This window comes from Dyella agri (assembly GCF_044904705.1).
Classification (GTDB): domain Bacteria; phylum Pseudomonadota; class Gammaproteobacteria; order Xanthomonadales; family Rhodanobacteraceae; genus Rhodanobacter_A; species Rhodanobacter_A agri.
In genome coordinates this window covers 1-25,593 of record NZ_JADIKL010000012.1, presented here as the reverse complement: position 1 = coordinate 25,593, position 25,593 = coordinate 1, and the positions used below count along the sequence as shown (strand labels likewise).

Below are 25,593 nucleotides of genomic sequence, written 5' to 3'. Positions count from 1 at the left end.
CGACGAGCCTGGGGTCATCCATCAACCCGCGCCCGGACGACTCAATTCTTCGAGCAGGAAAACAAACGACTCATACGGTCGCCCGGTCGCGTGCCGAAGGCCCATCTCGCAGGTTCGGTTCGCCGAAACATAGGCCTCGGCCGGGTGGGCATCCAGAATGGCCTTGACCTCACGGGTCGCCGAAACGACGAGTTCAGGATGCAGGAGGCCTCTATCCCCGGCCGTGCCGCAGCAGGTCGTGCCGATCGGCACCTCGACATCGACGGCCAGATGCGTAGCGATTTGCTTGAGCGTCTTGGCCAATTCCAGATGCGTGATGGAGCAGGTTGGGTGCACGGCGATACGCCCAAGTTTTCGCCGTATCGTCAACTTCGGAAGCAGGTCGCGGCACCATGCAATCGAGTCGATGATGGTCAGACTCTCGTACCTGGCTCTGGTCTCGGCGTCGAGCAGTGGAGAAATATCCTGACTGAGGCCTAGCGTGCACGATGCCGCATCGACGACGATCGGGAGCTCGCCGTCGTCGCTCCACCTCAGCATGGCGTCGGCGATGGATTTGGCCATGAACTCGTGGCCTTTGGGATAGGCTTTCGACTTCCATGGTGTGGAGCAACATAGACCGGCGACGTCCGGCGGTATCCACAACGGCTTTCCAGCTCGCTCGGACAGCGTGACGAATACCTCCGGCAAGGACGGTGAAGCCGGGCTATCCGGATCGCGGCCGAACATGCGATTGATGCAGGCAGGGAAGTAGACGGCTGCGGCACCATTCTTTTGAGTCGACGGCAGAGCCCGCGCCGCCCTGGGCATGGGGCCCGGCACGCTGGGTATCAGATCGGGGCTCGCGACTGCTCGCGCAATTCCGGTCAAGGCCGTCAGCGGCTTGACCCCGAATAGCGTGGCGAAGGCATGGGTGGCGGACAGGCTGGCCCGTGCCAATGTCTCGACCGAGCTCCAGTTCCTGGCGAGCCGCAGCGCGACTTTGTCGGCCGTCGGCGTGGTCTCCTTCGCACGGAATTCGCGGATCAGGGCTCCGGTGTTGATCCCGATAGGGCACGGAATCGCGCATGTACCATCGCCCGCACAGGTCTCGATTCCGTCGTATTGATACTCTTCCTGCAGCTTGGCAAGCATCGTTGACCCGGGCGATTGACGGGCCATTTCACGCCTGGTCACGATCCGCTGCCTGGGCGTCATGGTGACGTTGCGGCTGGGACAGACCGGTTCGCAAAATCCGCACTCAATGCATTGCACGGAATCCGTGACGTTTTCGATCAGCGGCACCGATTTCAAATTCTCCAGGTGGAGTTTTGCATTGCGCGTCAGGATCACGTTTGGCCCAAGAATGCCTTTGGGATCGGCGAGTTCCTTGATTCGCCACATCATGGCGGTGGCCTTCGCGCCCCATTCCGACTCGACGAAAGGCGCCATGTTGAGACCGGTGCCATGCTCGGCCTTGAGCGAGCCGTCGTGCTTGCGGACGACGAGCTCGACGAGTTCTTTCATGAAGGTCGCGTAGCGTTCGAGATCCTCTGGATTGCCAAAGTCCGCAACCAGCGTGAAGTGAAGATTTCCGTGCGCCGCGTGACCCGCGACCCCGGGAATGAAACCGTGCTTGCTGAGCAATTCCTGCACGTCTCTCGCACCCTGCGCAAGACGTTCCGGCGGAAAGCACACATCTTCGGTGATGAGCGTCGAGCCCTTCGGACGCAGCTTGCCGACCAGCCCGAGCAACCCCTCGCGCACATGCCACGCCAGCTCGACAGCTTCTTCCACGCTCGTGAACTCCACGGGGTGGAGGAGACGCGCATTGGCGGTCAACTCGATGACCTTGTTCTGCAAGACCTCGAGCGCCTGCAGGTCCTTGGCGCCGAATTCCACCAGCAGGGCTGCGGCACTCGGATCGAGTGTTTTCCAGTAGCAAGGGGTGTTCGCGAAAGCCTTGCCCGCGGCAGTGAGGGCGGGGGCGATCATCAACTCGACGGCGGTGGCTCCGAGACCGACCAGGCTGGGTACAAGGGCGACCGCTTCATCAATGGTGGGGACCGGTATCCAGGCGACGCTGGTCACATCGGGGGATGGAACGGTGCCGATCACGGCCTCGGCAACGAACGCCAGCGTGCCCTCGGATCCCACGAGCAGACGACGAAAGATTTCGAGTGGGGTCTCGCCATCGAGCAGTGCGCAGAGCCGGTAACCATGGGTGTTCCGTATCGAATACTTGCGCCGCACACGATCGACCAACTCCCGATCTGCCAGAAGCTCTTCGCGAAGTGCGAGCAACCCTTTCGCAAGATCGGGTTCGGCTCGTTCGAATGCCGTTTCCGCGTCGGGCGCCGAGGTATCGATGACGGTGCCGGAGGTCGTCACGAACGTCATCGCCGAGACGGTCTGATAGGCATCGTTTTTGACGGTGCAGCGCATGCCGCCGGAGTTGTTGGCGATCACGCCACCTATGGTGCATGCCCCCAGACTTGCCGGATCCGGCCCAAGCCGTCGACCGTGCCGACTGAGCATGGCGTTGACATGCCCCAGGATCATTCCGGGGCGCGCGCGCACTAGGCGACCGTCGTCCTCCACGCTGGCGCCGTACCAATGACGACGCACATCGATGAGCAGATCATCCGACAGGGATTGACCATTCAAGCTGGTTCCCCCGGCGCGGAGCGTCGCGTGCCTTCCGTTGTCCCGGCAGTAGCGAAAGAGCTTGACGATGTGATCGGTGGTTCGGGGTTGCACGACGACCTGCGGGACAAGTCGATATGGGCTCGCATCGGAGGCAAACCGTACGAGATCGATCGCTCTGTGGAGGACGTTCTGCTTCCCCAGGAGGGCGATGAGATCGGTCTTCAGGTCACCAGGCGTTCCATTGGCCAGCGCGGCGGAAACCGCATCGCTCTTTGGTGGTCCATCGTATCGACCTATGCGCTCAGGGTTTGCGGAAAACAGCTTCCTGCTCATGGCGATGCCTCCTCGTGTGATTCTCGCTGGATGGGATTGCTCAAGACACCCATCCCCTCGATCTCCACCTCGAAGACATCGCCCGCTTGCATGTAGACAGGTGGCTTGCGTGCGGCCCCGACGCCACCAGGTGTTCCGGTGATGATCACGTCACCCGGCTCCAGGCTGATTGCGACACTGATCATTTCAATCAGCACGGGAACGCTGAAAATGAGCTTGTCGATGGACGAATCCTGCATCACCTGGCCGTTCAAGCGACCTTCAATGTGCAGCCCATGAGCTCCCGGTGGGAGGGCATCGGGCGTCACCAGCCAGGGACCGAACGCCCCTGTGCCATCGAAGTTCTTGCCCATCGTCCATTGCGGGGTGCGCAATTGAAAATCGCGGATCGTGGCATCGTTGAACAGGGAGTAGCCCGCCACATGATCAAGGGCCTTGTCGCGGTCGATGCGGCGTCCGCCCCGGCCGATCACTACGGCGAGCTCCGCCTCATAGTCGAGCATGGTCGATTCGCGCGGCATGCGGATCGGTTCGCCATGGGCGATCAGACTGGTCGCGAACCGCGCGAAAATTTCGGGATAGACCGGTTTTTTGAGTCCGCTTTCCGCGAGGTGGTCGTCGTAGTTGAGACCGACACAGAGGATCTTCGGTGGTTTGGGTACCGGAGGCAGTATCCGAACCGCGTCCAGGTCGATGGCGTGCATGGACAGAAGGTCTCTGCCTGCGCGCAGCAGATCCGCACCCTGCGTGATCAGATCGGGAAGAGTGCCTGGAAATCCGTTTTCGCGCTCCGCAAGGCCATGCCATCCCGAGCCGCCGTCCGCTGCAATTCCGAGGACACCATCCTTGTCGAAATGGACGATGCGCATGGATTTCTCCTTCATTGGCTTTCGGTCACATGCCTCAGCGCCATGAATTCGGCCTGGCCAAGGACGTTTTCGATTCAGAAGAGTTTTCGATGAACCCGTGGGCAAGCGAATGGCGATGTTTGCATCGAGACCCAAGCTAGCGCAGCGCAACTTTTCTCTCTTGTATGAGGTTGACTGGGTATGTATGAAAATCGCACGAGGTGTCGCTATGAGGAAGTTCTCCGATCTCCCCACAGTTCCTCACGGCACGCGGTGCTGAAACTGCTCAGGGGATCCATGGTCCTGTTGTCCAGGAGTTCCGTGATGTCCTGGAAGGTCTTGTTGGGGGACAGGTAGGTCTTGATGATCGCGCGAACGACCAGGTCCGCGTGCTCCACGACGCTTGGCGCCGACAGCACTCGCATGCGGCTGACCATGGCGTAGAGTCCTACCAGGTTCGTCACCTCCGGAGTGTCGTGTTCGTAAGCGTCGGCATACCACTTGGAGGCTTCTTCGATGAAGTTCCGGTACAGCTCCTGGCGCTGGCCGAGTTGCGCCGTTCGTTCCTGTGCCTTGAACTGGACCATTTGCGTGAGCCAGGACGCGCCCAGGCTTGTGAAGCCGCCAATGGCGGAACCAGTCAAGGCGGCAAGAGCGGGAACGATTGCTGTATTCATGGCTCAGACTCTTGAGGAGCCGGGACTGACGTCACGTGGCGTCGTGCCGGCCACAAAGATGGCATCCCCACCGCGGTACTTATCAATCCTCGAGCAACAAGCCTTGCGTGGCTCGGTTGTGCATGTGTTGCGTTGAAAGAGACGGACGGCCCAATACCTGTGTCCCATCCGTCACTTGTCGACACGTCAGATGTTCTCGCGCACCATTTCCAGCACATCCCCGCCGCGCCCATGCAGAACGGCCCGAGTCGCATAAAGCGCCATGCCGATAACAGGCTTCAGTTCCGTGAAAGGTGGTTTGACCAGTTCCAATGGACTTACGTGAACGTTGAGAAGGGCAGGCCCGGGTTGCGACAGCCATTCCTGTACGGCTGCCTCGATTTCCGAGGCCTTGCTGACGGTCTTGCCCCACAGGCCGATGGCCTCGGCGACTTTCCCGAAGTCCGGATTCTTCAAGCGGGTGAAGGTGTCGAGCATGCCTTCCGCTTTTTGCTCGATTTCCACGAAGCCCAGTTTGCTGTTGTCGTAGACCGCAATCTTGATGGGTACGTTTTCCTGGATGACCGTGAGCAGTTCGCCGAAGAGCATGGCCAGGCCACCGTCGCCGCACAGCGCAATGACCTGGCGGTCGGGGGCGGCCTTCTTCAAGCCGATGGCGTTGGGCAGGGCGGTTGCCATGGTCCCGTGCAGGAAGCTTCCGAAAATCCGGCGCTTGCCGTTTGACCGGGTATGTCGCACGGCCCAGACGATGGGGGTGCCGTCGTCACCGGAAATGATCGCATCCTCGTCGATGTATCGATCGATCACCGAGGTGAGGTAGGAGCCGGGAATGGTGTCGTCGTGGCCGGGGACCAGATGGCTCTTCCACGATGCCATCGCCTTGGCGAAGCGCTCGACATACTTTTGTTGAAACGACGCATCGTCATGTTGCTCAAGACGTGACATCAGTGCGTGCAAAGTCGGCTTGATATCGCCCACGGCACCGAGCGTGACGTGATGACGTCGGCCGATATGAGTAGGGTTGATGTCGATCTGGACGATCTTGGCCTTGTCCGGGTAGAACTGGCGCCACGCAAAGTCCGCGCCAAGCAACAGCAGCGTGTCGCAATCCAGGATGGCCTTGTAGCCAGCTTCGCTGCCGAGGATGCCGGTCATGCCGACGTTGTACGGATTGTCGTGTTCCAGGAAGCTCTTTGCGCGTGAGGTGTGCGCGACAGGAGCTCCGAGTTTCTCCGCCACCGCCTTGATTTCGTCCAGCGCATTCTCGCAGCCGGTGCCCGCGTAGATGGTGATCTTTTCGCCGGCGTCGAGGATCCTGGCAATCTCGTCGAGTTCTTCGTCATTCGGGATGACTACCGGTTTGCTGTGGTGGACTCGATATGGGAAATCCTCGTGCACTTCGCTATGAGAGATGTCGACGGGGACGATGAGAACGGCGACGCCTTGCCTGGTGAGAGCGGCCTGGCAGGCCATCACGGCCTTCTTCCTGGCTTGCTCGGGGGTAAGGATCATGTCGCAGAAGACCGAGCACTCTTTGAACACCGACTTGAAATCGACTTCCTGGATGAATTCAAAACCCATCTCGCTCATCATCACCTGACTGGCGATGAGAATGACGGGCGCGCGATTGCGATTGGCCTCATACAGGCCATTGATGAAATGCAGGCTGCCCGGTCCACAGCTTCCCGCGCATGCGGTCAGATTGTCGGTCAGCAGCGCTTCTGCGGCGGCGGCAAAGGCACCTGCTTCTTCATGCCGGACGTGCACCCACTCGATGGAACTCTGGTCAAGGTGTTCGGCGGTCAGATTCATGGTGTCGCCGACGATGCCGTAGCAGCGCTTGACACCCGCTTGTTCGAGGACTTCCACGAGGATTTCGGCGACTTTCTTGCTCATGACACACTCCACTGCTTGGGTGAGGGAAGAGGGAAGAGGGAAGGGGACGTCAAGGCGATGCAGGTTGACGGCCGAGTGCCAGGTCAAGCGCGGCCCTGGCAATTTGCACGTCGGCATCGGCGTCTTCCTGGTCGGCTTGCGCTTGCGCGAGAATCGCCTCGTTATTCGTCAGGTCGGTGATGCTGCTGAGTCCGCGTCGATAGGAATCCAGGGTCGCCTGGTAGGCGACGTCGGAGGCCCTGGTGTAGGCAAGCGCTTGCAGGCGGTTGTCGAGGCTCGTCTTGAGGTTGTCGTAGGCCTGTACGACTTGCTGTGAAGCACTGTTCCTGGCGGACGCCAGGGAATCTTCGGCAGCGGATTTCTCCGAAAGGGCGAGTGACACCTTGGTCGCGCGCGCACCGCCATCGAAGAGCGCCCATTCGAACGAGACGAACACGGCATTGCCGGTGCGGTTGATCGACGAATAGGGGCTGCCGTCGTTGCTGATTTCGCCGATGTTCTGGAACACCTGCGCATCGAGACTGATCGTGGGACGGTAGGCAGCCTTCGCCGTGTCGATCTTGGCTTCGGAAGCGGCGATTTTGTCCCTAGCCGCGAGGATGTCCGGTCGCGACTCCAGCGCTTCATCGATCAGCGCGTTCAGTGGTTTCAGGGAGGTCGGCGATGCGACGTCCGTCGGCGCGGCGACTTCGAAGTGGCTCTCGGGTGGCAAGCCGACCGTCGCGACCAGGCCTGCAAACGCAGTCTCGGCGGCGCCGGAAGCCTTGGTGAGCGCCAGGCGCATGGCCGCCGTCTGACGCTGGGCCTCGGCCACCTGGACCACCGTGGCACGCCCATGATGGTGTTGGTCGAGCACGGCCTCTTCGACCAGTCCGGCGGCTTCAAGAGCCTTCTGCGCGGCGCGAATGCGCCCTTGCGCCGAGACGGTCTCGAAGTAGGCCGCCGAAACATCGTAGACCAGCTTTTCCTGCGCGCCCGTGACCGCCGACTGCGCGGCATCGGCATTGTGTCGGGCCGCTTCGACTTCGCCCTTGCGCCGGCCGAAGTCGAACAGCAGCCACTTCACGTCGAGGGTCGGAAAGACCTCGCGCGTCGACGAAACGAAGTAGCCCTTCGGCGAAACCGTGGGCGGCATGGCCAACGGCGTGCGCTGGATGCCGCCCAGCGCCTTGACGCTGACCTGCGGCGCGTACTGGCTCTTGACCAGGCGCGTCGCCAGGTTCGCCTGGTACGCCTGTTCCTCGATTTCCCGCGTTTGCGGGTTGATCGACAACGCCAGCTTCAGCAGCTCCGGCAACGTATAGGTCCGGTTCTCGACCGTGGGCGCATTCGCTGCTGCCGGTGCGGCCGCGGTTGTTTTTGCCGAGACCCAGGAAACGGCGGCATCGCTCGCGAACGTGGGCGTGAGTTGGCCCCAAAGCGCGATCGCGATGCCGCAGCCGGCAAGGCGCGGCGATTTACAGCAGGCGCGATGCATGGTCGATCTCTTCGTTCAGGCGCAGGCGCGCACGACTGGCAAGTGATGCCGGGTTCCGCACGTGAGGAGAAAGCGGATCGGGAACTTCTCCTTTGGAAAGTGCGAGCAGGCGTTGCGACGTGGAGATGTCAGCGGTGGCGGAGGACGAGGCCGCTGGCTGCAGGCGCCGGAGGATGAACGTCGCATGGGTCAAGCGTTCCATGGCAGCTTCCTGCAGGTCGGCGGTATCGGCCGATCGACGGCTCGCGATCCATCGCCCTTCGAACAGCGAGCGCGACTTCAGCAGGGCTGCCTGCTGGGCTTTCGTGTTGATCTCGAACTGCAGGTCCGCGGCGGCTTGTGCCGTGGGAGCGACAAGGAATGCACTCAGCTTCTCAAGCGACGACGACCAAAAGTCACGTGCCTGCTGAAGCGCACTGACCGGCCAGAGACTCGTGAAAAAGACACTGATCCAGAGGTTGCCGACCACGATGCCGACGACGCGATCCCTGAGCACCGTCAGGTCGCTGGCCGGCGCGTAGCCCTGCAACACCCCCAGGAAAAATGCGAACGCCATTTGCATGCCGGCGTATGAAATATTCTCGCTGCCGGTGGAAACCCAGGCACAAAGTACGGAAACGCCGGCGACGAGCAGGCACAGCTGGCCGATATCCGTCAGCGCAGGAATGACGAAGACCAGGCACAGGCCGCCGAGAACGCCTCCCAGGATGGCACCCGAAATTCGCAGCGTCAGCTTGTGCGCACTCTCGCCGAAGGTGGCCAGCGAAACGAAGAAGCACGTCGTGATGGCGGTGCTGATGCCCGGCCAATCCAGCAGCGAGTAAGTGGCGTAGGAGGCCAGAACGGCAAACGTCACCTTGAGTGCGTAGCGTGCGTAGGCCGGATTGTGGAAGGCATCCGGCACAAGGAATCGGCGGGCTGCGCTCGCCTGCGCATGGGGAGTGTCCGCCCGGGTGTGCCCGCCGGCTACCCTGTGCAAATCCCTCAGCGCCAGACGAAGGGCTGCACAGGCGGGGTGGTGGTCGGATTCCGCTTCCATGCCGTCTTGAACCGTCGGGGCGGTCGTGGCGTCGATTTCGCGGCGCTTGAGAAAGAGCGCCCGGCTTTGGCGGACACCCAAGGCAAGCGCATGTCGGGAGGTTTCCGGAAGTTGCGCCGGCAAACCACGGGTGATCTGCAGTATTTCCAGCAGAAGCCCGAGCAGCCGCTGATCGGTTTCCGCGAAGGCCCTGAGCTTTTTATCCCAGATGTACGCCTTGCCTCGCAGCTGGTTGAGCGCCACGAGCTTTTCGCGCAGCAGCGAAGGATCCTGGGAAAGTGGCCGTTCGATGTAGTCGGCGACGGCGTCCATCAATGCCGCGGCACGCTGGCGGGCCAGCGAAACGGGGCTTTCACCGGTCAAGAGGTTGAGCACAATGACCGTGAAGACGGGTGTGGCCACCACGACCCAAAGCCACAGTACGACATGCGTGAGTGCTTCGGTGTTCGGCATGTCATCGACGATGGTTTGCGACAGCACCAGGACGAAGCCGGCGAGAAAGGCGATGGGACCCAGCGTGCTCGTGCGTGAGAGGTAGGAACCCAGGAACGTGCTCAGCGCCAGCAACGGAATCCGCAGCGCGGGTTCCGACGCGTCGAAAACGTAGAACAGGAGCGAGAGCGCGACCGCGAGCGTGGCGGCAACCAGTCCGCCGATCGAGCTGATAAGCGTTGACGCGGTGTCTTCCTGGCTGAGCAGGAAGATGATGTAGGCCACATAGGCCGGCAGTGGCATTTGAAAAACCATGGCGACCGTCACCGCGATGGCCGTTCCCGTGGCGATACGCGTGATGGAACGAATCCGCAAGGCATCGAGTCGGAGCTCGTGACGCAGCAGCGCAGGGAGCCCTTCCGGGGAAGTGCTGTCGCTGACGGAAGTCATTTCACCACCTTGACCGAGGCGGTGGCGCCGATGCGCAGGAAGCTCGCATCGACATGATCCAGGCGCACCCACACCGGGAAGCGCTGTGCAACGACGACCCAGTTGAGGTTCCGGTCAACCTCGGGCAGTCCGGGGCCGGCCTGTCCCTGCGGCTGTACGCCCGGGCCAATGCTTTCGACCACTCCGTGCAGCGGATGCTCGTCGTGCCCCATCACCCAGACCGTGGCGCGATCGCCCGCCTGCAGATGGCGCAAGTCGGTCTCCCGGAAATTGGCGATGGCATACCAATGGTGGTCGTCGATCAGCGTGAAAAGCGGATGCCCCTCGACGGCGAACGAACCGATCGACAGATTGAAGCCGGCGATCCGGCCGTCGACCGGTGCCCGGATGACCGTCTCACGGACGTCGCGCGCGGCCAGGGCCTGGGTCGCCTGCGCGCCGAGCAGTTGCGCCTTGAGGCTTTCCACGTCACCAATGGCTTCCCTGGCTTGCGCGGCTTGCTGGATCGCCACCGCCAGTTGCGTGTTGGCGGTCCGCTCGTTCGTACGCGCTTCGTCCATTTGCTGGGCGGTCACGAAGCCATTGGTCAACAGCGGCGCCATGCGTGCAACGGTGTCGTGCGCCAACGCCAGTTGCTGGCGGGCGCGATCCGCCTCATGCGCGGCCGCTTGCGCACCCGAACCCTGCGCCACCACCTGGCGGCTGGTCAGGTCTATCTCGGCCTGCAGGGCGGCGACCTGCGCTTTCGCCTGGTCGAGCTTCATCTCGAACGGTTCGGGGTCGATCCGGAGCAGGACGTCACCCTTGTGGACGAGCTGGTCGTTCCGGATGTGGGACTCGACGATGCGCCCACTGACCTCCGGCGTGATGCCTGCGCTGTAGGCAAAGACGTAGGCGTCATGCGTGCGCGGGCGCCGATCCTGGACGATCATTGCCGCGATCAGCATCACCACGGCACTGGCGATCGCAATGACCGCGATGATTCGACCCAGGGTGGTCTTTTCGGACATGCGCGGTGTCTCCCTCATCCCAGCCACAACAGCCAGATCGCCAGCGTCACGGCGATCCAGGCGCACAGGTAGACGACTGCCGGAAGCGGAAGCGCCTCGTCGATGCCGGCCTTGCCGAGGACGACACGCAGGACCACGGCACCGACCAGTCCGAGCAACGCGCAAATCATCCAGGTCGGGAAATAAGACCCCAGGATGTTCCGGGAGGGCGACGCGCTGCACGCCGCCAAGGCGGCGAGCGGCACCAGGGTCAGCGCAGTACGTAGCCACGCCCGCGCGTGCAGGAACGAAAGCGGGAACTTCAAGTGTCGACGTGATTTCGCCATGGTCCTGTCCCTTTGATGCAGTGCGTGACGCGATGCGCCGCGTCAGCGAAGGAGGTTCACTTTCGCCAGATCGATCAGCTCGCCACCGCGGCCGTCGAGAACCGCCTTGATCATGAAGAGACCGAATTTGTGGGCTTCGTCGAACGTCGTCTTGGGCGGCATCGCCAATTCCTGGCGCGCGCTCACCACATCCACGAGCGCGGGACCCTCGTGTTTGAACGCTTCAACGAGCGCCGCGCGCAAGTCTTTCGGATCCTCCACACGGATGCCCCTGACGCCAATGGCGTTGGCCATGTCAGCGAAGTTGGGGTTGACCAGGTCGCAACCGGTGTCGACGAAGCCGTTCGCCTTCATCTCCATCTCCACGAAGCCCAGGGTCCCGTTGTTGAGGAGGATGATCTTGACCGGGAGCTTCAACTGCACGAGCGAGAGGAAGTCGCCCATCATCATCGAGAAGCCGCCGTCGCCCGACAGCGAGATCACCTGGCGTTGCGGGAAGGCGACCTGCGCGCCGATGGCGTGAAGCATCGCGTTCGCCATGGAGCCGTGGTTGAACGAGCCGACGATGCGGCGCTTGCCGTTGACCTTGAGATACCGTGCCGTCCAGAGAATCGGCGTGCCGACATCGCAGGTGAAGATCGCGTCTTCCGTGGCCAGCTCGCTGACGAGTCGGGTCACGTACTGCGGATGGATCAGCTTGCTGCCCTCCCTGGGCTCGGCCAGTTTGTCCAGGCCTTCGCGCGCCTTCTTGTAGTGGGCAAGCGCTGCATCCAGATGGCTGGAGTCGACTTTCTCGGGTATCGAGGGAAGCAGGCTCTGGAGCGTTTCCCGCACGTCACCGATCAGGCCAAGATCCAGCGGGCAGCGATTGCCCAGGGCTTCCGGGCGCATGTCGATCTGCGCGATCTTCGCGTGCTCGGGGAAGAACTGGCGATAAGGGAAATCCGTACCCAGCAACAGCAATGTGTCGCAGCCCTTCATGGCGGCGTAGCCGGACGAGAAGCCGACGAGTCCGGTCATGCCGACATCGTAGGGATTGTCGTATTCAATGAATTCCTTGCCGCGCAGCGTATGAACGATCGGCGCCTTCAGGCGCCGGGCAAGTTCGATCACTTCGTCATGTGCTCCGGCGCAGCCCGCACCACAGAACAGGGTGACGCGCGTCGCGTCCTTCAGCAGAGTGGCCAGTCGCTTGAGGTCCTTCAGGGCAGGGTGAACGATGGGCTTGGTCGGTATCACCCAGTGCGGCGGCTCGGCCACGGCTTCCTTGAGTGCGATGTCGCCGGGGATGACGACAACGGCCACACCGCGTCGAGCGACGGCAGCGCGGATCGCGCGCCCCAGGATCTGCGGAAGCTGGCCCGGATTCGACACCAGTTCCACATAGTGGCTGCACTCCTTGAACAGCGATTCCGGATGCGTGGCCTGGAAGTAGTCGATGCCGATTTCGGTGCTCGGGATATGCGCCGCGATGGCAAGCACGGGGACGCCGCTGCGCTGGCAATCGAAAAGACCGTTGATCAAATGGAGATTGCCCGGTCCACAACTGCCGGCGCAGACCACCAGCTCACCGGTCAAATGCGCTTCGGCGCCGGCGGCGAACGCCGCACCTTCCTCGTGGCGCGTGTGCAGCCATTCGATGGTGCCCAGGCGCCGGAAGGCGTCGGTCAGGCCGTTGAGCGAATCACCGACGACGCCATAAACGTGCTTGATGCCTGCCCGCTCGAGAACGCGGGCGATGTAGTCGGCAGAAGTCATGGCCATGGTAACGGTCTCCCTTGCAATGAATGCCTGCGCACGACTTGGTGCCGATCAGACGAACCGGACAAATCCATCAGCAGGCGGGGTCCGAATCGACTGGATCCGTGGATCTGCCGCGAAGCGAAAGACGGCGCACAAGGTGATCGAGGCCGGCGGTCATGCCGTCCCGTCAGAAGAGAGGGCGAGGGCACTGGATGACGGCCAGTGATCGGACAACGCAACTGGGCACGAAGAGGCCAACTTTCACTGTCGTTTCCTGGAGAACCGTGCTTTCGGCGTCAGGGACGTTAGCGCCGATGCCTCGCAGCGGGCTTGTACGCGATTGATCGGATATGTACGAAACCCATGCGGCTTCTTCAGCCAGGGAATGGCGCGGAAGTGCGCCAACACTTTTGAGTCATGAACCCTTGGGCTCGATTCGCAGTGACGGCGATGGAAGGTCTCGTCTGTTCCTTGCGAGACAGTTTCGTCCAATACCGCTTCGTGCCCCCGACCTAACGTCGTCGCATCTCCATGTCATGCATGGACGAAACGACGTTCACCTATCGGCCGCCGATCGCGGAGACCCATCATGAAGCTTGGAAACACGGTGCTGTCGTCTCTGGCTCGTTTGACAACGGTGATGGCCTGCACGTCGTTGAGCGCCTGTAGCGAGGGCGTTCTCCTCCCCAAGGGACCTGTCGGGGCACAGGAGAAGCAACTTCTGCTGGAAGCGCTCATCCCGATGCTGATGGTGATTACACCCGTCATCATTCTCACGCTGTGGTTTGCGTGGTGGTTTCGCGCCTCCAACACGCGGGCGAAATATCGACCGCGATGGGCATACTCCGGAGCCATCGAGTTTTCGATATGGATGATCCCGCTGCTGGTGATCCTCTTCCTGGGAAGCCTGGCGTGGGTCGGTTCGCACAAGCTCGACCCGTATCGGCCGCTGGCGTCCAAGCGCAAGCCGCTCGTGGTCCAGGTCGTGGCGCTGGACTGGCGCTGGCTGTTCATCTATCCGGAGCAGGGCGTGGCCAGCGTCAACGAGCTGGCGATACCGGTCGATACGCCGGTCTCTTTCCAGCTGACGTCGGCGACCGTGATGAATTCGTTCTTCATCCCCTCATTGGGTGGGCAGGTATACGCCATGCCCGGCATGCAGACGCAGTTGCATCTGCAGGCAGACGAGGCGGGCAACTACCGCGGCATCTCGGCGCAGTTCAGCGGCGGCGGATTCTCGGACATGCATTTCCAGGTACTTGCGACCGACGCGGCGGGTTTCGCGGCCTGGATAGCGCGCACGAAGTCGGCGGCCACACCGCTGGATGCAGCGGTCTATGACCGCTTGGCGGCAGATCACAAAACCGGTGAGGTCGCTTACTACTTCCCGGTTTCCGATGGCCTGTTCGACCACGCCATTGAACATGGCACGCAACGTCCGGGATCGGCGTCCACCGTCTCCGCCAGCGCCGCCGGCGCCGCGCTCACATCCGTTCGATCGGAGCCATGATCATGTTTGGAAAGCTCACGCTAAGCGCGATCCCCTTCGACCAGCCCATCGTCATGGTCACCTGTTCGGTGCTCATCGTCGGCATCCTGGCGATCCTTGCCCTGATCACCTGGAAGCGCAAATGGACATGGTTGTGGACCGAATGGATCACGACCGTCGACCACAAGCGCATCGGCATCATGTACACCTTGCTGGCAGCGGTGATGCTGCTGCGCGGATTCAGCGACGCGATCATGATGCGTTCGCAGCAGGCGTTGGCCAGCGGCAATGCCCACGGCTTTCTGCCGCCCGAACACTACGACCAGGTCTTTTCGGCGCACGGCACGATCATGATCTTCTTCATGGCCATGCCCTTCGTGGTGGGCCTGATGAACTTCGTCGTGCCGTTGCAGATCGGCGCGCGGGACGTCGCCTTTCCGGTACTCAACTCGGTCAGTTTCTGGCTGACCGCCGCAGGCGCGCTGCTCATCAACATCTCATTGGGGGTAGGCGAGTTCGCCCGTACCGGTTGGCTGGCCTATCCGCCGCTGTCGGAGCTTCCATTCAGCCCCGGTGTCGGCGTCGATTACTACTTGTGGTCGCTGCAGATTGCAGGCGTCGGCACGCTGCTGTCCGGCGTGAACCTCGTCACCACGATATTGAAGCTGCGGGCACCCGGCATGACGCTGTCCAGGATGCCGGTATTCACGTGGACGGCGCTCTCGGCGAACATGCTGATCATCGCGGCTTTCCCCGTACTGACGGCAACGTTCGCGATGCTGCTGCTGGACCGGTATCTGGGGATGCACTTCTTCACCAACGATGGTGGAGGCAGCCCTATGATGTACATCAATCTCATCTGGATGTGGGGCCACCCGGAGGTCTACATCCTGGTTCTTCCGGCATTCGGCGTCTATTCCGAAGTCATCGCCACGTTCTCGCGCAAGCCCCTGTTCGGCTATCGGTCCATGGTGATAGCGACGATGGCGATTGCGCTGATGGCGTTCACGACCTGGCTGCACCACTTCTTCACCATGGGCTCCGGGGCCGATGTCAACGGATTCTTCGGCATCACCACGATGGTGATCGCGATACCCACGGGCGTGAAGATCTTCAATTGGCTGTTCACGATGTATGGCGGCCGTGTCCGCTTCACGTCGCCGGTGTTGTGGACCATCGGATTCATGGTGACCTTCACCATCGGCGGCATGACCGGTGTGCTGCTGGCCGTTCCGCCCGCCGACTTCATCCTGCACAACAGCCTGTTCCTGATCGCGCATTTCCATAACGTGATCATCGGCGGCGTGGTCTTCGGCTGCTTCGCGGGCTTCACGTACTGGTTCCCGAAGGCCTTCGGGTTTCGACTCCACGAGGGCCTGGGCAAAGCAGCGTTCTGGTGCTGGTTCTTTGGCTTTTATCTTGCCTTCATGCCGCTCTACGCCCTCGGCTTCATGGGCATGACGCGCCGCATGAACCATTACGACGATCCGGCATGGCTGCCTTACCTGCTCGTCGCCGAGTGCGGGGCCGTGGTGATCCTGATCGGCATTCTTCTCCAGATCACCCAACTGGTATGGAGCATCACGCACCGCGAGGCGTTGCGCGCAGGTGCGGACCCGTGGGACGGACGCACCCTGGAGTGGTCAACGACTTCGCCGCCGCCGGCCTACAACTTTGCGCGGGTACCGGAAGTGGGCGGCCTCGACGCCTACTGGGAGGCGAAGCAGGAGGCCATGCCTGCCTCGACCGAGCCTTTCGAGCCTATCGAGATACCGAAGAACTCGGGGCTGGGATTCTTCATGAGTTTCTTTGCCGTGGTCGGCGGGTTCGGCATGATCTGGCACATCTGGTGGATGGGCGTCGTGGCACTCATCGCATTCGTCGCACTGATCGCGTGGAAGTCGTGGGACGAACACGACGAGTTCAAGCTGTCGGCCGCCGAAGTCGCCCGGCTCGAACGCATGCCTCCTCATCTTGCCTGATCAGTAAAGGACAGACTTATGTCAAGCACTGTTGCGTCATTGGACATGCCGTCGGAAGGAGAATATCAGCGCTCCAGGCAACACATCACCGGTTGGGGCTTCTACGTCTATCTCTTGAGCGACGGCATTCTCTTTTCCGCATTGTTCGCGGCGTTTGCCGTGCTGAGGACGGCGACGGACGGTGGGCCCGATGGGCACATGCTTTTCAGCGCGCACAACGCATTCATCGAGACGGCTTGCCTGCTCACCAGCAGTTTCACCTGCGGCATCGCGATGCTGGCGTGCGACCGGCGAAACAAGTTCGTCGCGCTTGCCGGATTTCTGGCCACGGCCGTGCTCGGCATCGTGTTCCTGACGCTCGAGGTCCATGAATTTGCCGATTTCATAGCGCGAGGCCACGGTCCGGATCGCAGCGCTTTCCTGTCCTCGTTCTTTACCCTCGTCGGCACGCACGGCCTGCATGTGACCTGCGGACTCCTGTGGCTCGGCATCCTCCTTGTCCAATTCCTTGGACGCGGGTTCACCCCGGCGATGCTGCGTCGCTTCCTGTGCTTCAGCCTTTTCTGGCACGTCCTCGACGTGGTCTGGATCGGCGTCTTTACGTTTGTCTACCTGGTCGGAGGCAATTTATGACGGCACAGCAGCACGACCCACGGCGCGGGGAATCGCATACCCCGGGACTGGAAAATCAGCGTACCCATGGGAGCTTTGGTGGTTACGTCGTCGGTTACATCGCGGCGATGCTGCTCACCATTGCCGCGTTCGTCATGGCGCCCAGCACCAACATGGCTCCCTTCAGCATCGAGGCGGGGCTGGCCGTTTTGGCGATCGCCCAGATGCTGGTCCACCTGATCTTCTTCCTGCACATCAACACCGCTCCCGTGCAGAAGACCAACGTCATGGCGTTCGCGGCGACGATGCTGATCATCGCGATCGTGGTCATCGGATCCATGTGGATCATGGCCCACCTCAACCACAACATGGTTCCCATGAGCCAGGTCATGCAAATGCAGCGTTGAATGGCCGGGTGGGCACAGCAGCTGCCAACCGGCCTTGGGTTTCCCCTGGGATTCAAGGAGATGATGATGCGTATGTTCAACGTGGCGGCCCTGGCCCTTGGCTGCATCGGCGCCCTGGTCATGTTTCCGGCTTCCCGCGTACAGGCGGCCGACGCCAGTGTGACTTGCAAGCTGAGCTTCAGCTTGTCGGGTTGGTCGGTGATCTACAAGCACGCATCGGGCACCGGTGCGGTGACGTGCAGCAACGGTCAGCACGCCAAGGTGAAGATCACGCTGAATGGCGGTGGCCTCACTGCCGGCAGGTACCGTATCGACAACGGAAAGGGTGAGATCACCCATGTGCGCACGATCGACGATGTCTTTGGCCATTACGCGCAGGTCGGCGCGGATGCGGGCGTGATGAAGAGCGGCGAGGCTCAGCTGCTCACCAAGGGCACCACCTCGCTGGCGCTGCATGGAAGTGGCGAAGGCATTGACCTGGGGCTTTCCGTAGGCGCCGTTTCGATCACCAGGCGGTGATTTTTTGGTTTGAAGGATGAGGGGCGCCGCATGGCGCCCCTTGTTTCAATGGGCATCGAGCGAAGGTCTAGACTGCAGGCGTGTGGCCCGTCCGCGTCGTCGCGGACGCTTTGCATCCGGCCATGATCCTGGAACTCCCTCCACTTGTCTTTGCGTCGGTGCAGCCATGAAAGTTCCACAAGTAACGGGAAAGCTTCGCGAAGTGACGGCCGCCTATGCGCGCGATCCGACGGTGATCATCGAAAGGTCTTATCGGGCCATCACGCAAAGTGACCCAACCTACGCCGGGCTTCCATCGAGTACCAAAGGCGACTTCCTGGAGTCGATCCGGTTCTCGGCCGTGCTTTGGTGCAAGACCTTGTTGACGGGGGAATATCCTTCCGACCACGACATGGAGACATTTCGGAATGTGGGTCGAAGGCGCGTCCATCAAGGCATCGAGTTGGCGTCGCTACTTCGGGCCTATCGGGTGGGTTCAAAGGAACTATGGGCCATCTATCTGGAATTTTCGTCAGAGCACCATGACGTCAAGGACGAGCTTCTTTCCACCGTGTCGCCTTATCTCCTCGACCACTTCGACGAAATGGCCCAGGCGATCGCAACGGCCTACATGGAGGAGCAATACGAGCAGTCGAGATGGAAAGATGCGCTGAGATACGAACTATGCAACCTGGTCTTTGGCGCCACCGGGGACGTGGACGAGTTCAACCGGGTGTCGGAAACCATCGGCATCGATCCGACGATCGCCCGGGTGGCGTTTGCGCTCAACCTCGATGTGCCGGACACCTTACCGTCCCGCGTGGAGACGGAGCTGGACAGGATGATGCTGGTCGTGGCGCGCATGGCGAAGGTCAATGCGGCGGACCTCGTCAGGGCGATGTATCGCGGGCGGTTGATCGTCTGGATGCCATGTATCCGGGGTGATTCCGTGCTGGCCAGCGACCGGAGAATGGGGGAGTTGGCCGCGCGGTTGATCGCCAACGTTCCCGAGTTCAAACAGATGGGCGTAGGGATGATGGGCCAGGGGCCATCCGGCTGGTCCGGTTCCGTGGAAGAAGCGGTCAAGGCGCTGGAGATCGGCGAGCGCCATGGCGGCGGCGATGGCGTCTACCGGTATTCGGACATCGCATTGAACGAAGGCGCGCGACGGTCGGACAACGTGCTGCGCTATCTGGAGTCCCTGGTCGAGCGTCTGTCGCACGAGCCGGATCTGTTGAGAACCCTGGAGTGCTACCTGGAACAGTTCCAGAAGCACAAGCAGACCGCGTCGGTCTTGGGGATCCATCCCAATACGTTGAGCTACCGGCTCGAGCGCATCCAGGAGATCGCGGGCGGGAGCCTGGAAGACCCAGCGTGGCTTGCGAAGCTGTACGTGGCGACAAGGCTGCGCAAGGACAGCTTGTGAGAGCAATCAGTCAGGAAGCGTGGTCTGCTGCGCCTGCAGCCGTGATGACCCTTCGACTTCGACCCTTCGGACCTACGCTCTGGGCGCACGGAGTCCATGACTGAAGTTCGACGCTGATCAGGGCTTCCCGAATGCCTCGGCACTCATGGTCGCAGACGCGCGTAGGTGCCTGAAAATGGCCTGGCCAGCCCAGCGATGAGTGCGCGGCGCCGATGCCCGCGTCGGTTGGCGTTGTGTGTTTTCACAAAAAAGATCAGGAATCATCCAATTCATATGAAGGAGACCTGCTGATAAACAGGTAGCCGAACGCAAACGCGTCGGCTGACGAGGTGATATTTGTGCGAAACGAGTTCTCCATCTCGCACCCGGGCTGGGTGAAGTCGCTGAGTGTCGGGACGGCGCTGGTCTTCGCGTTTTGGAACTTGCACAAGTTGCGGCCGGGATACACCGAGCCGGGAAACCGTTCCCTGGAAGACGAGAGGCGTGCCGAACGCAAGCGCATGGCGCGAGAATTGCACGACACGCTGCTACAGGGTCTCCAGGGCATCCTGCTTGAGTTCGAAGTGCTTTCGTCGGAACTCCCGGAAGGAGAGCGCGAGCGCGCAGCGAAGATCGAGCGGAAGCTTCGTCATGTCGTCATGGACGGACGCAACGCGATCAACGCGCTCCGCTTGCCCGACGACGAGGAAACGGACTGGATGGCGGCCATCCTGGAAATGGGCGAGCGTGAAGCCTCCGATTCGAAGATCGATTTCACGCTGAAGATCAAGGGCGAACCCTGGAACCTTCCGTTGAACGTGCGCGTGGAGGTGTTGGCCATCGTTCGCGAGGGCTTGCGCAATGCGTTCGAGCATTCTCGGGCAAAGACCATCCTCGTCGTCATCAGATACGCAAAACGCGGGCTGAAGATTTCGATTCAGGACAACGGCAACGGTGTCGGCGAGCGATACCTCGAATTGCGCCAGAAAGAAGGGCATTGGGGAATTGCCGGCATGCGCGAGCGCGCCGAGAAACTACAGGGAAGGCTGACATTCACGAGTCAACCTTCCAAGGGAACCGTGGTCAACCTCGTCATCCTGAGGTGTGTTGCCCTCAGAAAGCCCCGCGCCCTGATTACGTCCGGGAAAGGGCATCGATGGAGCACGATGAAAGCGCGGCAAGCCGCTTGATGCTCGAGCAGCTTTGTGCAATTTGCAGTGTAATTGTTCAAGGGCGTCACACGGCTTGCGACCGTTGACCGTCGTAGTGCTTAATAGCTACCAACGCATCCAACTGTGTCGCTCCATGGGCATCAATGCCATCGGCAAGATAGCCCTTCTATGGGCCAGGCGATTTGTCGTCGGCCGAGGCAGCTGCGTGCCCGCGTCCTTCGTATGCTTGCTGCTGGTTACCCTCTGCTTCCCACCGGTGGCATGGCCTGCCGAACCGCCGCACTCCGTTGCTCCGCTCTCTTCGCAGACACCTTACCGATTGCGGCTGAGCCAGCTTCAGCACCACGCCTATCCATCTCGGGAGGGCGCCCCATCAGGTGCGACGTGGATCGCCCAGACACCGGACGGTTTTCTATGGATCGCAACGCAGAATGGCTTGTACCGATTTGATGGGGTGCGCTTTGACAAGAGTGTGACCCGCCTGTTGCCGAGCACGAGCATCTTTTCCCTTTATGCAGAATCCAATGGCGACTTGTGGATAGGCTACACATTTGGCGGAATGAGTCTGCTGCATGATGGGAAGGTATCGAATGTCCCTGCCTCCGCTCTACCTGGTGGAAGCGTCATAGGTTTTGCAAGGGCCAGGAATGGGGTGCTCTGGGTTGCAACGACACGTGGTGTTGCCTGGCAAAAGGATGGTCATTGGGAAACGGCCGGCCCCAGCCAGGGCTATCCCGGCCATCGGCCGCAAGCACTGGGAGAAGTCAACGGAGAGATCCATCTCTTCGATACCGACACCGCTTACGTACTCGACGATCACAGCAATCAATGGCGGCCTGTCGATTTTTTGCAGGCCAAGCGCGAACTGATCGGACTTCCCGCTGGCGTGGCTTTGAAAAAAAGCTATCCCTACTGGGCAAGCTTGCGCGATCCGTCGGGTGCACTATGGTTCACGCGTGAAGATCAGGAAGGCATCACTCGAGTGCGTTGGAGTGATGCAAATGGTTCGCCTTCCTCCGAAGAACACTTCGATCGACGCGACGGATTGACAGGTCAATTCGCGCTCTTCTATTTCATGGACCGCGAATCAAACGTCTGGGTTGCGACGGAAGGCGGTGTCGATCGCTTTTCAGTCGGGAAATTTACGCCAGTTCACTTCCCAAGCGAGATGAGCAACCTCACTATCGCTGCCGATGCCCATGGCGGCCTATGGGTAGGCAGCCTTCGGGAATATGGCTTGTACCTCAAGGGCGATCAGGATCCTGTCCGTATTGCCGGCTTCGGACTAGGCGCAGACTGTTCGACGGTGGACAGTCACGGCGTTGTCTGGATGCCGGGGAGAATGGATGTAGAAGCGTACGACGGCTTGCACGTCAAACACGTTCCGCCGCCGCCCGGCACTCTGGTTGATGACCATGGTGGTCAAGCTCTACAGGCTTGCCAGGGTATTGCGGAAGATGCAGCAGGCGACGTTTGGATGTCCATTGCCAAAGTGGGTGTCTTCAGGCTGTCAAACGGCACCTGGACCCTCAACGGTGGCCTGAAGGCTTTGCCGGATGGGCCGGCGATTCGCGTTATAGGTGATGAATCCGGACGCATCTGGTTGACTTATCCTGGCAACCGTATTGCTGTCGTCGACCATGACCACATCACGCTCTACAACAGCGGCAATGGCCTGGATGTCGGCAATGTACTCAGCCTGTATGTACGCGGTACGCACGCCTGGGCCACCGGTGACAATGGTGTCGCGTACTTGTCGCCATCAGGCGCATTCAGGAATTTGATTGGCAAAGGCGACAACAACTTTAGCGGCGTATCAGGGATCGTTGAAACGCGGGCTGGCGAGTTATGGCTCAGTGGGCCCGATGGTGTCTATCGTATAAGCGCAGGTGAAATCGCAGCGTGGCTCAAACAGCCCGGTTACACGCCAGGTTACGAGCTTTTCACCCAGACGGACGGCATCAACGGCGTTCCGCAATCCATTCGCCCGGGACCCACGATGATCGAAAGCACGGATGGACGCATCTGGGTCGCGACCAAGCAGAATCTTTCCTGGATCGATCCGGCTCATATCCGGCGCAATATGATTGCACCGGACGTTACGATCAGCACGCTGGCATCGGCCAATTCCAGCTGGCCCGTATCTTCCGTGCCGTCGTTGCCGCCGGGCACACACAGCATCCACATCGCCTATACAGCGGCTGCGCTGTCCATGCCGGAGCGGGTACATTTCCGGTATCGGCTCAAGGAAGTGGAGGAAGATTGGCAGGACGACGGGGGGCGGCGCGAGGCCTTCTATACCAATATGCAGCCCGGAAGCTACCACTTCGAGGTCGTTGCACTCAACGAAGATGGTGTCGCCAGCCCGCGACCTGCCACATTGCATTTCACGATCAGGCCAGCCTTCTACCAGACGACTTGGTTCAAGGCACTCATCGCATTCATCGTCGTGCTTGCTCTATGGCTGATCTATATGCTGCGCCTGCGGTTTATCGAGCGACGCTATCGGCTACTTTGGATAGAGCGCCTCGCTGAACGTGAACGCATCGCGCGCGATCTGCACGACACCCTGCTTCAAGTCATGCAGGGCATCCTCCTGCAGGTCGAGATGCTTTCCAACAGCCGTGATCTATCGGATACGCAGCGGCTGCGAATTACCAAGATCGAGGAGAAAATGCGTGGGGCCCTGATCGAGGGACGGGATGCCATCAGCGCGCTTCGACTGGCGCAGTCTGATCATGCGGATCTGATAGAAAATCTGAAGTCCATTGGCAGCGATGTAGCGACACATTCAGGCACACACTACTCAGTGCGGGTTGAGGGCGAGGCACGGCCGCTTTGCGCCATGCACTGCGGCGAAATGATTGCCATCGTGCGAGAAAGCGTCATCAATGCTTTCAAACATGCCGAGGCTGAATGTGTTGTGGTGTCCGTCAATTACTCGGATAACGCTCTTGCCGTAGATGTCGCGGATAACGGTATTGGCTTCACCGAACAGCAAATCCATGACAAACAAAGAGAAGGGCATTGGGGGATCGCCGGCATGCGCGAGCGTGCGGCGAAACTCGGTGGCCAACTGACCATCCGGCACGCCAATCCACGAGGTACCACGGTCGAGCTGGTCTTGCCATGGCAAGCGATCCAGGCAACCCACGCATCCATAAGGGGGCGCTGGCATTTTGGGGATAATGAAGACGATCAGCTGCACCGTTGCGGAAAGTGACTTTTCATCCTTCGCAGTCAGCTTTATCCAAGAACGGAATCGTATCGGATACCATACTTGCCTCGATGGAGTCGGCGATTGCATCGCGCTTTGTTTCGTGATGACAGATACTTTTCCACCGACGAACGAGACCACGACCATGAGCAATCCAAGCAAGGTTCTTTACACCGCCACCGCCACGGCCAAGGGTGGTCGCGAAGGTCGTGTCCACAGCAGTGACGACGTGCTGGATGTCGACCTGAAGGTGCCGAAGGAGTTGGGCGGTCAGGGCGGCCACGGCAGCAATCCGGAACAGCTGTTCGCCGCCGGCTATGCGGCCTGCTTCGAAAGTGCGGTGCGCCATGTGGCGCGTGAGAAGAAGGTCACGCTAAAGGATGCTTCGGTGACCGCACATGTCGGTATCGGACCGCGCGAACCGATCGGCTTTGCCATCGCGGTGAAGCTTGAAGTGAGCCTGCCGGGCATCGATCGTGCCGTGGCACAGGATCTGGTCGATACCGCGCATCGCGATATCTGCCCGTACTCGCATGCCACGCGTGGCAACGTCGACGTGCAGATCAGCCTGGTCTGATCGCACATCGGCGCTGGGGCGACAACGGGGCACCGAAAGGCGTCGTTTTACTTCACGACGTGGCGCGCCAAGGCGTGCGCCGCAAGCAAGGCGACAGGGGGCCCCGCCGCAGTACTTCGCTATGCTAGACCGCATGCTCCTTTGCTTTCGGAATGGCACCGTTTGCACGTAACCCATCGATCTCGGTCGCACTAAAACCTAGCTGATGAAGGATCTCCTCGTTGTGCTCTCCAATCTTCGGAGCTCGCTTGGCTGAGACCTTGGCAACGCCATGTACCTGAATCGGGCTACTGATGGTGGACGTCAATTTGCCACCGGCGCCTTCGAGCGGAACGATGATGCCATTGGCCAGTAGCTGTGGGTCGTTGATGACTTCTTGCGGGCCACGCACCGCACCAAACGTCACGTGAACACCGTTGAATACCTTGTACCAATGCTCCATCGGTCGCGCGCTGAAAACGCCATCCAGGATGAGAGCGAGCTGCGGCATATTCGCCATCAGCTTCGCCGGATCGGAGAATCTCGGATCGGTCAGGAGATCCGGACGGCCGATCGCTATCGCCACGGCCTCCAACTTGTCGGACGTGACGACAAGAACGAACCACGTGTCGTCAGCGGCGCGATAGACGTTCATCGCCGCATTCGCGGGATTTTTTCGATCATGCAGACCAAAGAATTTTGCGTCGCATAGCGCAGCCTGTATCGAAACGCTTGCGGACCAGACACCTTCCGCGAGCAGGGAGGTCGTGACATGCGCACCCTCTCCCGTTCGCTCGCGACGATACAGGGCAGTGACAATCGCCGAATAGAGCCCAACAGCAGTCGCATGGTCACCGCTGCCAGCCACCGGCCAGGTAGGCGGTGCGCCGGCATCGCGCGTCATCGACAACAACCCACTGCGAGCCCAGTACGACGTGATGTCAAAGCCAGGTAGATCGGCATCGGGCCCCTTTTCGCCGAAACCCGTGACGTCCGCGTAGATCAGGCGTGGATTCCATGGAACAACATCTGCATATTCAAGCTTGAGCCGCGCACGGGCAGGGTGCGGTGTGTTGACGATGAGCACATCGGCCCATTTGACGAGCTTTTCGAGAACCTGCCGGGCGCTCGACGACTTCAGATCAAGTGCGATACCCCGCTTGTTGCGATTGTTCAGGTGCCACGGGTAAGCATCCTCGGCGACCGGTTGCGGCGGTGCGTTATGCGCGTGTCGCCACAGTTCACCGTTCGGCGGCTCGGTAATCCCCCCGCTTTTAGCGCTCGCCAAAAGTGGAGCTAAGCGGGCAAGGCCAATTTCTGCATGGGTGTGATGCCGCCGAGAGCCATGTTCGGACGCTCGTGGTTGTATGTCCATAGCCAGTGGGTCGCCGATGCT

The 25,593-nt window shown here is 60.8% G+C and carries 19 protein-coding genes; 9 read left to right on the top strand and 10 right to left on the bottom strand.

Features of this window, described 5'->3' with window-relative positions; genetic code table 11:
• Positions 1 to 21: 21 nt before the first annotated feature.
• The 9 genes from ISP14_RS16565 to poxB all read right to left on the bottom strand — a co-directional run bounded on the left by ISP14_RS16565 (position 22) and on the right by poxB (position 12,880).
• On the bottom strand, positions 22 to 2,961 hold the full coding sequence (locus tag ISP14_RS16565; protein ID WP_404541951.1) for an FAD-binding and (Fe-S)-binding domain-containing protein: 2,940 nt from the start codon (positions 2,959 to 2,961) through the stop codon (positions 22 to 24).
• Positions 2,958 to 3,830, bottom strand: a complete 873-nt coding sequence (locus ISP14_RS16560; RefSeq protein ID WP_404541949.1) for a fumarylacetoacetate hydrolase family protein — start codon at positions 3,828 to 3,830, stop codon at positions 2,958 to 2,960. Before ISP14_RS16560 ends, ISP14_RS16565 begins: the two co-directional genes overlap by 4 nt.
• Positions 3,831 to 4,036: 206 nt before the next feature.
• The gene (locus ISP14_RS16555) at positions 4,037 to 4,486 is read right to left on the bottom strand and encodes a hypothetical protein (RefSeq protein WP_404541947.1); all 450 of its coding nucleotides are present in this window, start codon (positions 4,484 to 4,486) and stop codon (positions 4,037 to 4,039) included.
• Positions 4,487 to 4,672: 186 nt separating this feature from the next.
• Positions 4,673 to 6,382, bottom strand: coding sequence for a thiamine pyrophosphate-dependent enzyme (locus ISP14_RS16550; RefSeq protein WP_404541944.1), 1,710 nt, complete (start codon positions 6,380 to 6,382; stop codon positions 4,673 to 4,675).
• Positions 6,383 to 6,431: 49 nt separating this feature from the next.
• Entirely contained in the window at positions 6,432 to 7,859 is a 1,428-nt protein-coding gene (locus ISP14_RS16545; protein WP_404541939.1) for a TolC family protein, read from the bottom strand.
• Positions 7,840 to 9,780 (bottom strand): FUSC family protein, encoded by a 1,941-nt coding sequence (locus tag ISP14_RS16540; RefSeq protein WP_404541937.1) that lies wholly within the window; start codon positions 9,778 to 9,780, stop codon positions 7,840 to 7,842. The genes ISP14_RS16545 and ISP14_RS16540 overlap by 20 nt, the downstream gene beginning before the upstream one ends.
• Positions 9,777 to 10,790: an HlyD family efflux transporter periplasmic adaptor subunit gene (locus ISP14_RS16535; RefSeq protein WP_404541934.1), complete on the bottom strand. Its 1,014-nt coding sequence runs from the start codon at positions 10,788 to 10,790 to the stop codon at positions 9,777 to 9,779. Before ISP14_RS16535 ends, ISP14_RS16540 begins: the two co-directional genes overlap by 4 nt.
• Positions 10,791 to 10,804: 14 nt before the next feature.
• Positions 10,805 to 11,095, bottom strand: coding sequence for a YtcA family lipoprotein (locus ISP14_RS16530; RefSeq protein WP_404541931.1), 291 nt, complete (start codon positions 11,093 to 11,095; stop codon positions 10,805 to 10,807).
• Positions 11,096 to 11,158: 63 nt separating this feature from the next.
• On the bottom strand, positions 11,159 to 12,880 hold the full coding sequence (poxB, locus tag ISP14_RS16525) for a ubiquinone-dependent pyruvate dehydrogenase (protein WP_404541928.1): 1,722 nt from the start codon (positions 12,878 to 12,880) through the stop codon (positions 11,159 to 11,161).
• Positions 12,881 to 13,448: 568 nt separating this feature from the next.
• Between poxB and cyoA the strand changes: the two genes are divergently transcribed.
• The 9 genes from cyoA (at position 13,449) to ISP14_RS16480 (ending at position 24,218) form a co-directional block, all read left to right on the top strand.
• Positions 13,449 to 14,369, top strand: a complete 921-nt coding sequence (gene cyoA / locus ISP14_RS16520; RefSeq protein ID WP_404541926.1) for a ubiquinol oxidase subunit II — start codon at positions 13,449 to 13,451, stop codon at positions 14,367 to 14,369.
• A gap of 2 nt (positions 14,370 to 14,371) precedes the next feature.
• A complete protein-coding gene (cyoB, locus tag ISP14_RS16515) occupies positions 14,372 to 16,330 on the top strand; it encodes a cytochrome o ubiquinol oxidase subunit I (protein ID WP_404541924.1) in 1,959 nt (652 codons plus the stop codon).
• A gap of 18 nt (positions 16,331 to 16,348) precedes the next feature.
• Positions 16,349 to 16,963 carry a cytochrome (ubi)quinol oxidase subunit III gene (locus tag ISP14_RS16510; RefSeq protein WP_404541921.1) on the top strand — a complete coding sequence of 205 codons (615 nt, stop codon included), beginning with the start codon at positions 16,349 to 16,351 and terminating at the stop codon, positions 16,961 to 16,963.
• Positions 16,960 to 17,349, top strand: a complete 390-nt coding sequence (gene cyoD, locus ISP14_RS16505; protein WP_404541919.1) for a cytochrome o ubiquinol oxidase subunit IV — start codon at positions 16,960 to 16,962, stop codon at positions 17,347 to 17,349. The genes ISP14_RS16510 and cyoD overlap by 4 nt, the downstream gene beginning before the upstream one ends.
• A 60-nt stretch (positions 17,350 to 17,409) precedes the next feature.
• Positions 17,410 to 17,868 (top strand): hypothetical protein, encoded by a 459-nt coding sequence (locus ISP14_RS16500; protein ID WP_404542092.1) that lies wholly within the window; start codon positions 17,410 to 17,412, stop codon positions 17,866 to 17,868.
• Between the two features lie 166 nt (positions 17,869 to 18,034).
• Positions 18,035 to 19,273: a PucR family transcriptional regulator gene (locus tag ISP14_RS16495; RefSeq protein ID WP_404541916.1), complete on the top strand. Its 1,239-nt coding sequence runs from the start codon at positions 18,035 to 18,037 to the stop codon at positions 19,271 to 19,273.
• A gap of 338 nt (positions 19,274 to 19,611) precedes the next feature.
• Entirely contained in the window at positions 19,612 to 20,442 is an 831-nt protein-coding gene (locus ISP14_RS16490) for a sensor histidine kinase (RefSeq protein ID WP_404541913.1), read from the top strand.
• Between the two features lie 115 nt (positions 20,443 to 20,557).
• Positions 20,558 to 23,647 (top strand): sensor histidine kinase, encoded by a 3,090-nt coding sequence (locus tag ISP14_RS16485; protein ID WP_404541911.1) that lies wholly within the window; start codon positions 20,558 to 20,560, stop codon positions 23,645 to 23,647.
• A 139-nt stretch (positions 23,648 to 23,786) separates the two neighbouring features.
• Positions 23,787 to 24,218 (top strand): organic hydroperoxide resistance protein, encoded by a 432-nt coding sequence (locus tag ISP14_RS16480; protein WP_404542090.1) that lies wholly within the window; start codon positions 23,787 to 23,789, stop codon positions 24,216 to 24,218.
• A 124-nt stretch (positions 24,219 to 24,342) separates the two neighbouring features.
• Here the strand turns inward: ISP14_RS16480 and ISP14_RS16475 are convergent, their stop codons facing one another.
• A complete protein-coding gene (locus ISP14_RS16475; protein ID WP_404541909.1) occupies positions 24,343 to 25,485 on the bottom strand; it encodes a CaiB/BaiF CoA transferase family protein in 1,143 nt (380 codons plus the stop codon).
• Between the last annotated feature and the right edge of the window lie 108 nt (positions 25,486 to 25,593).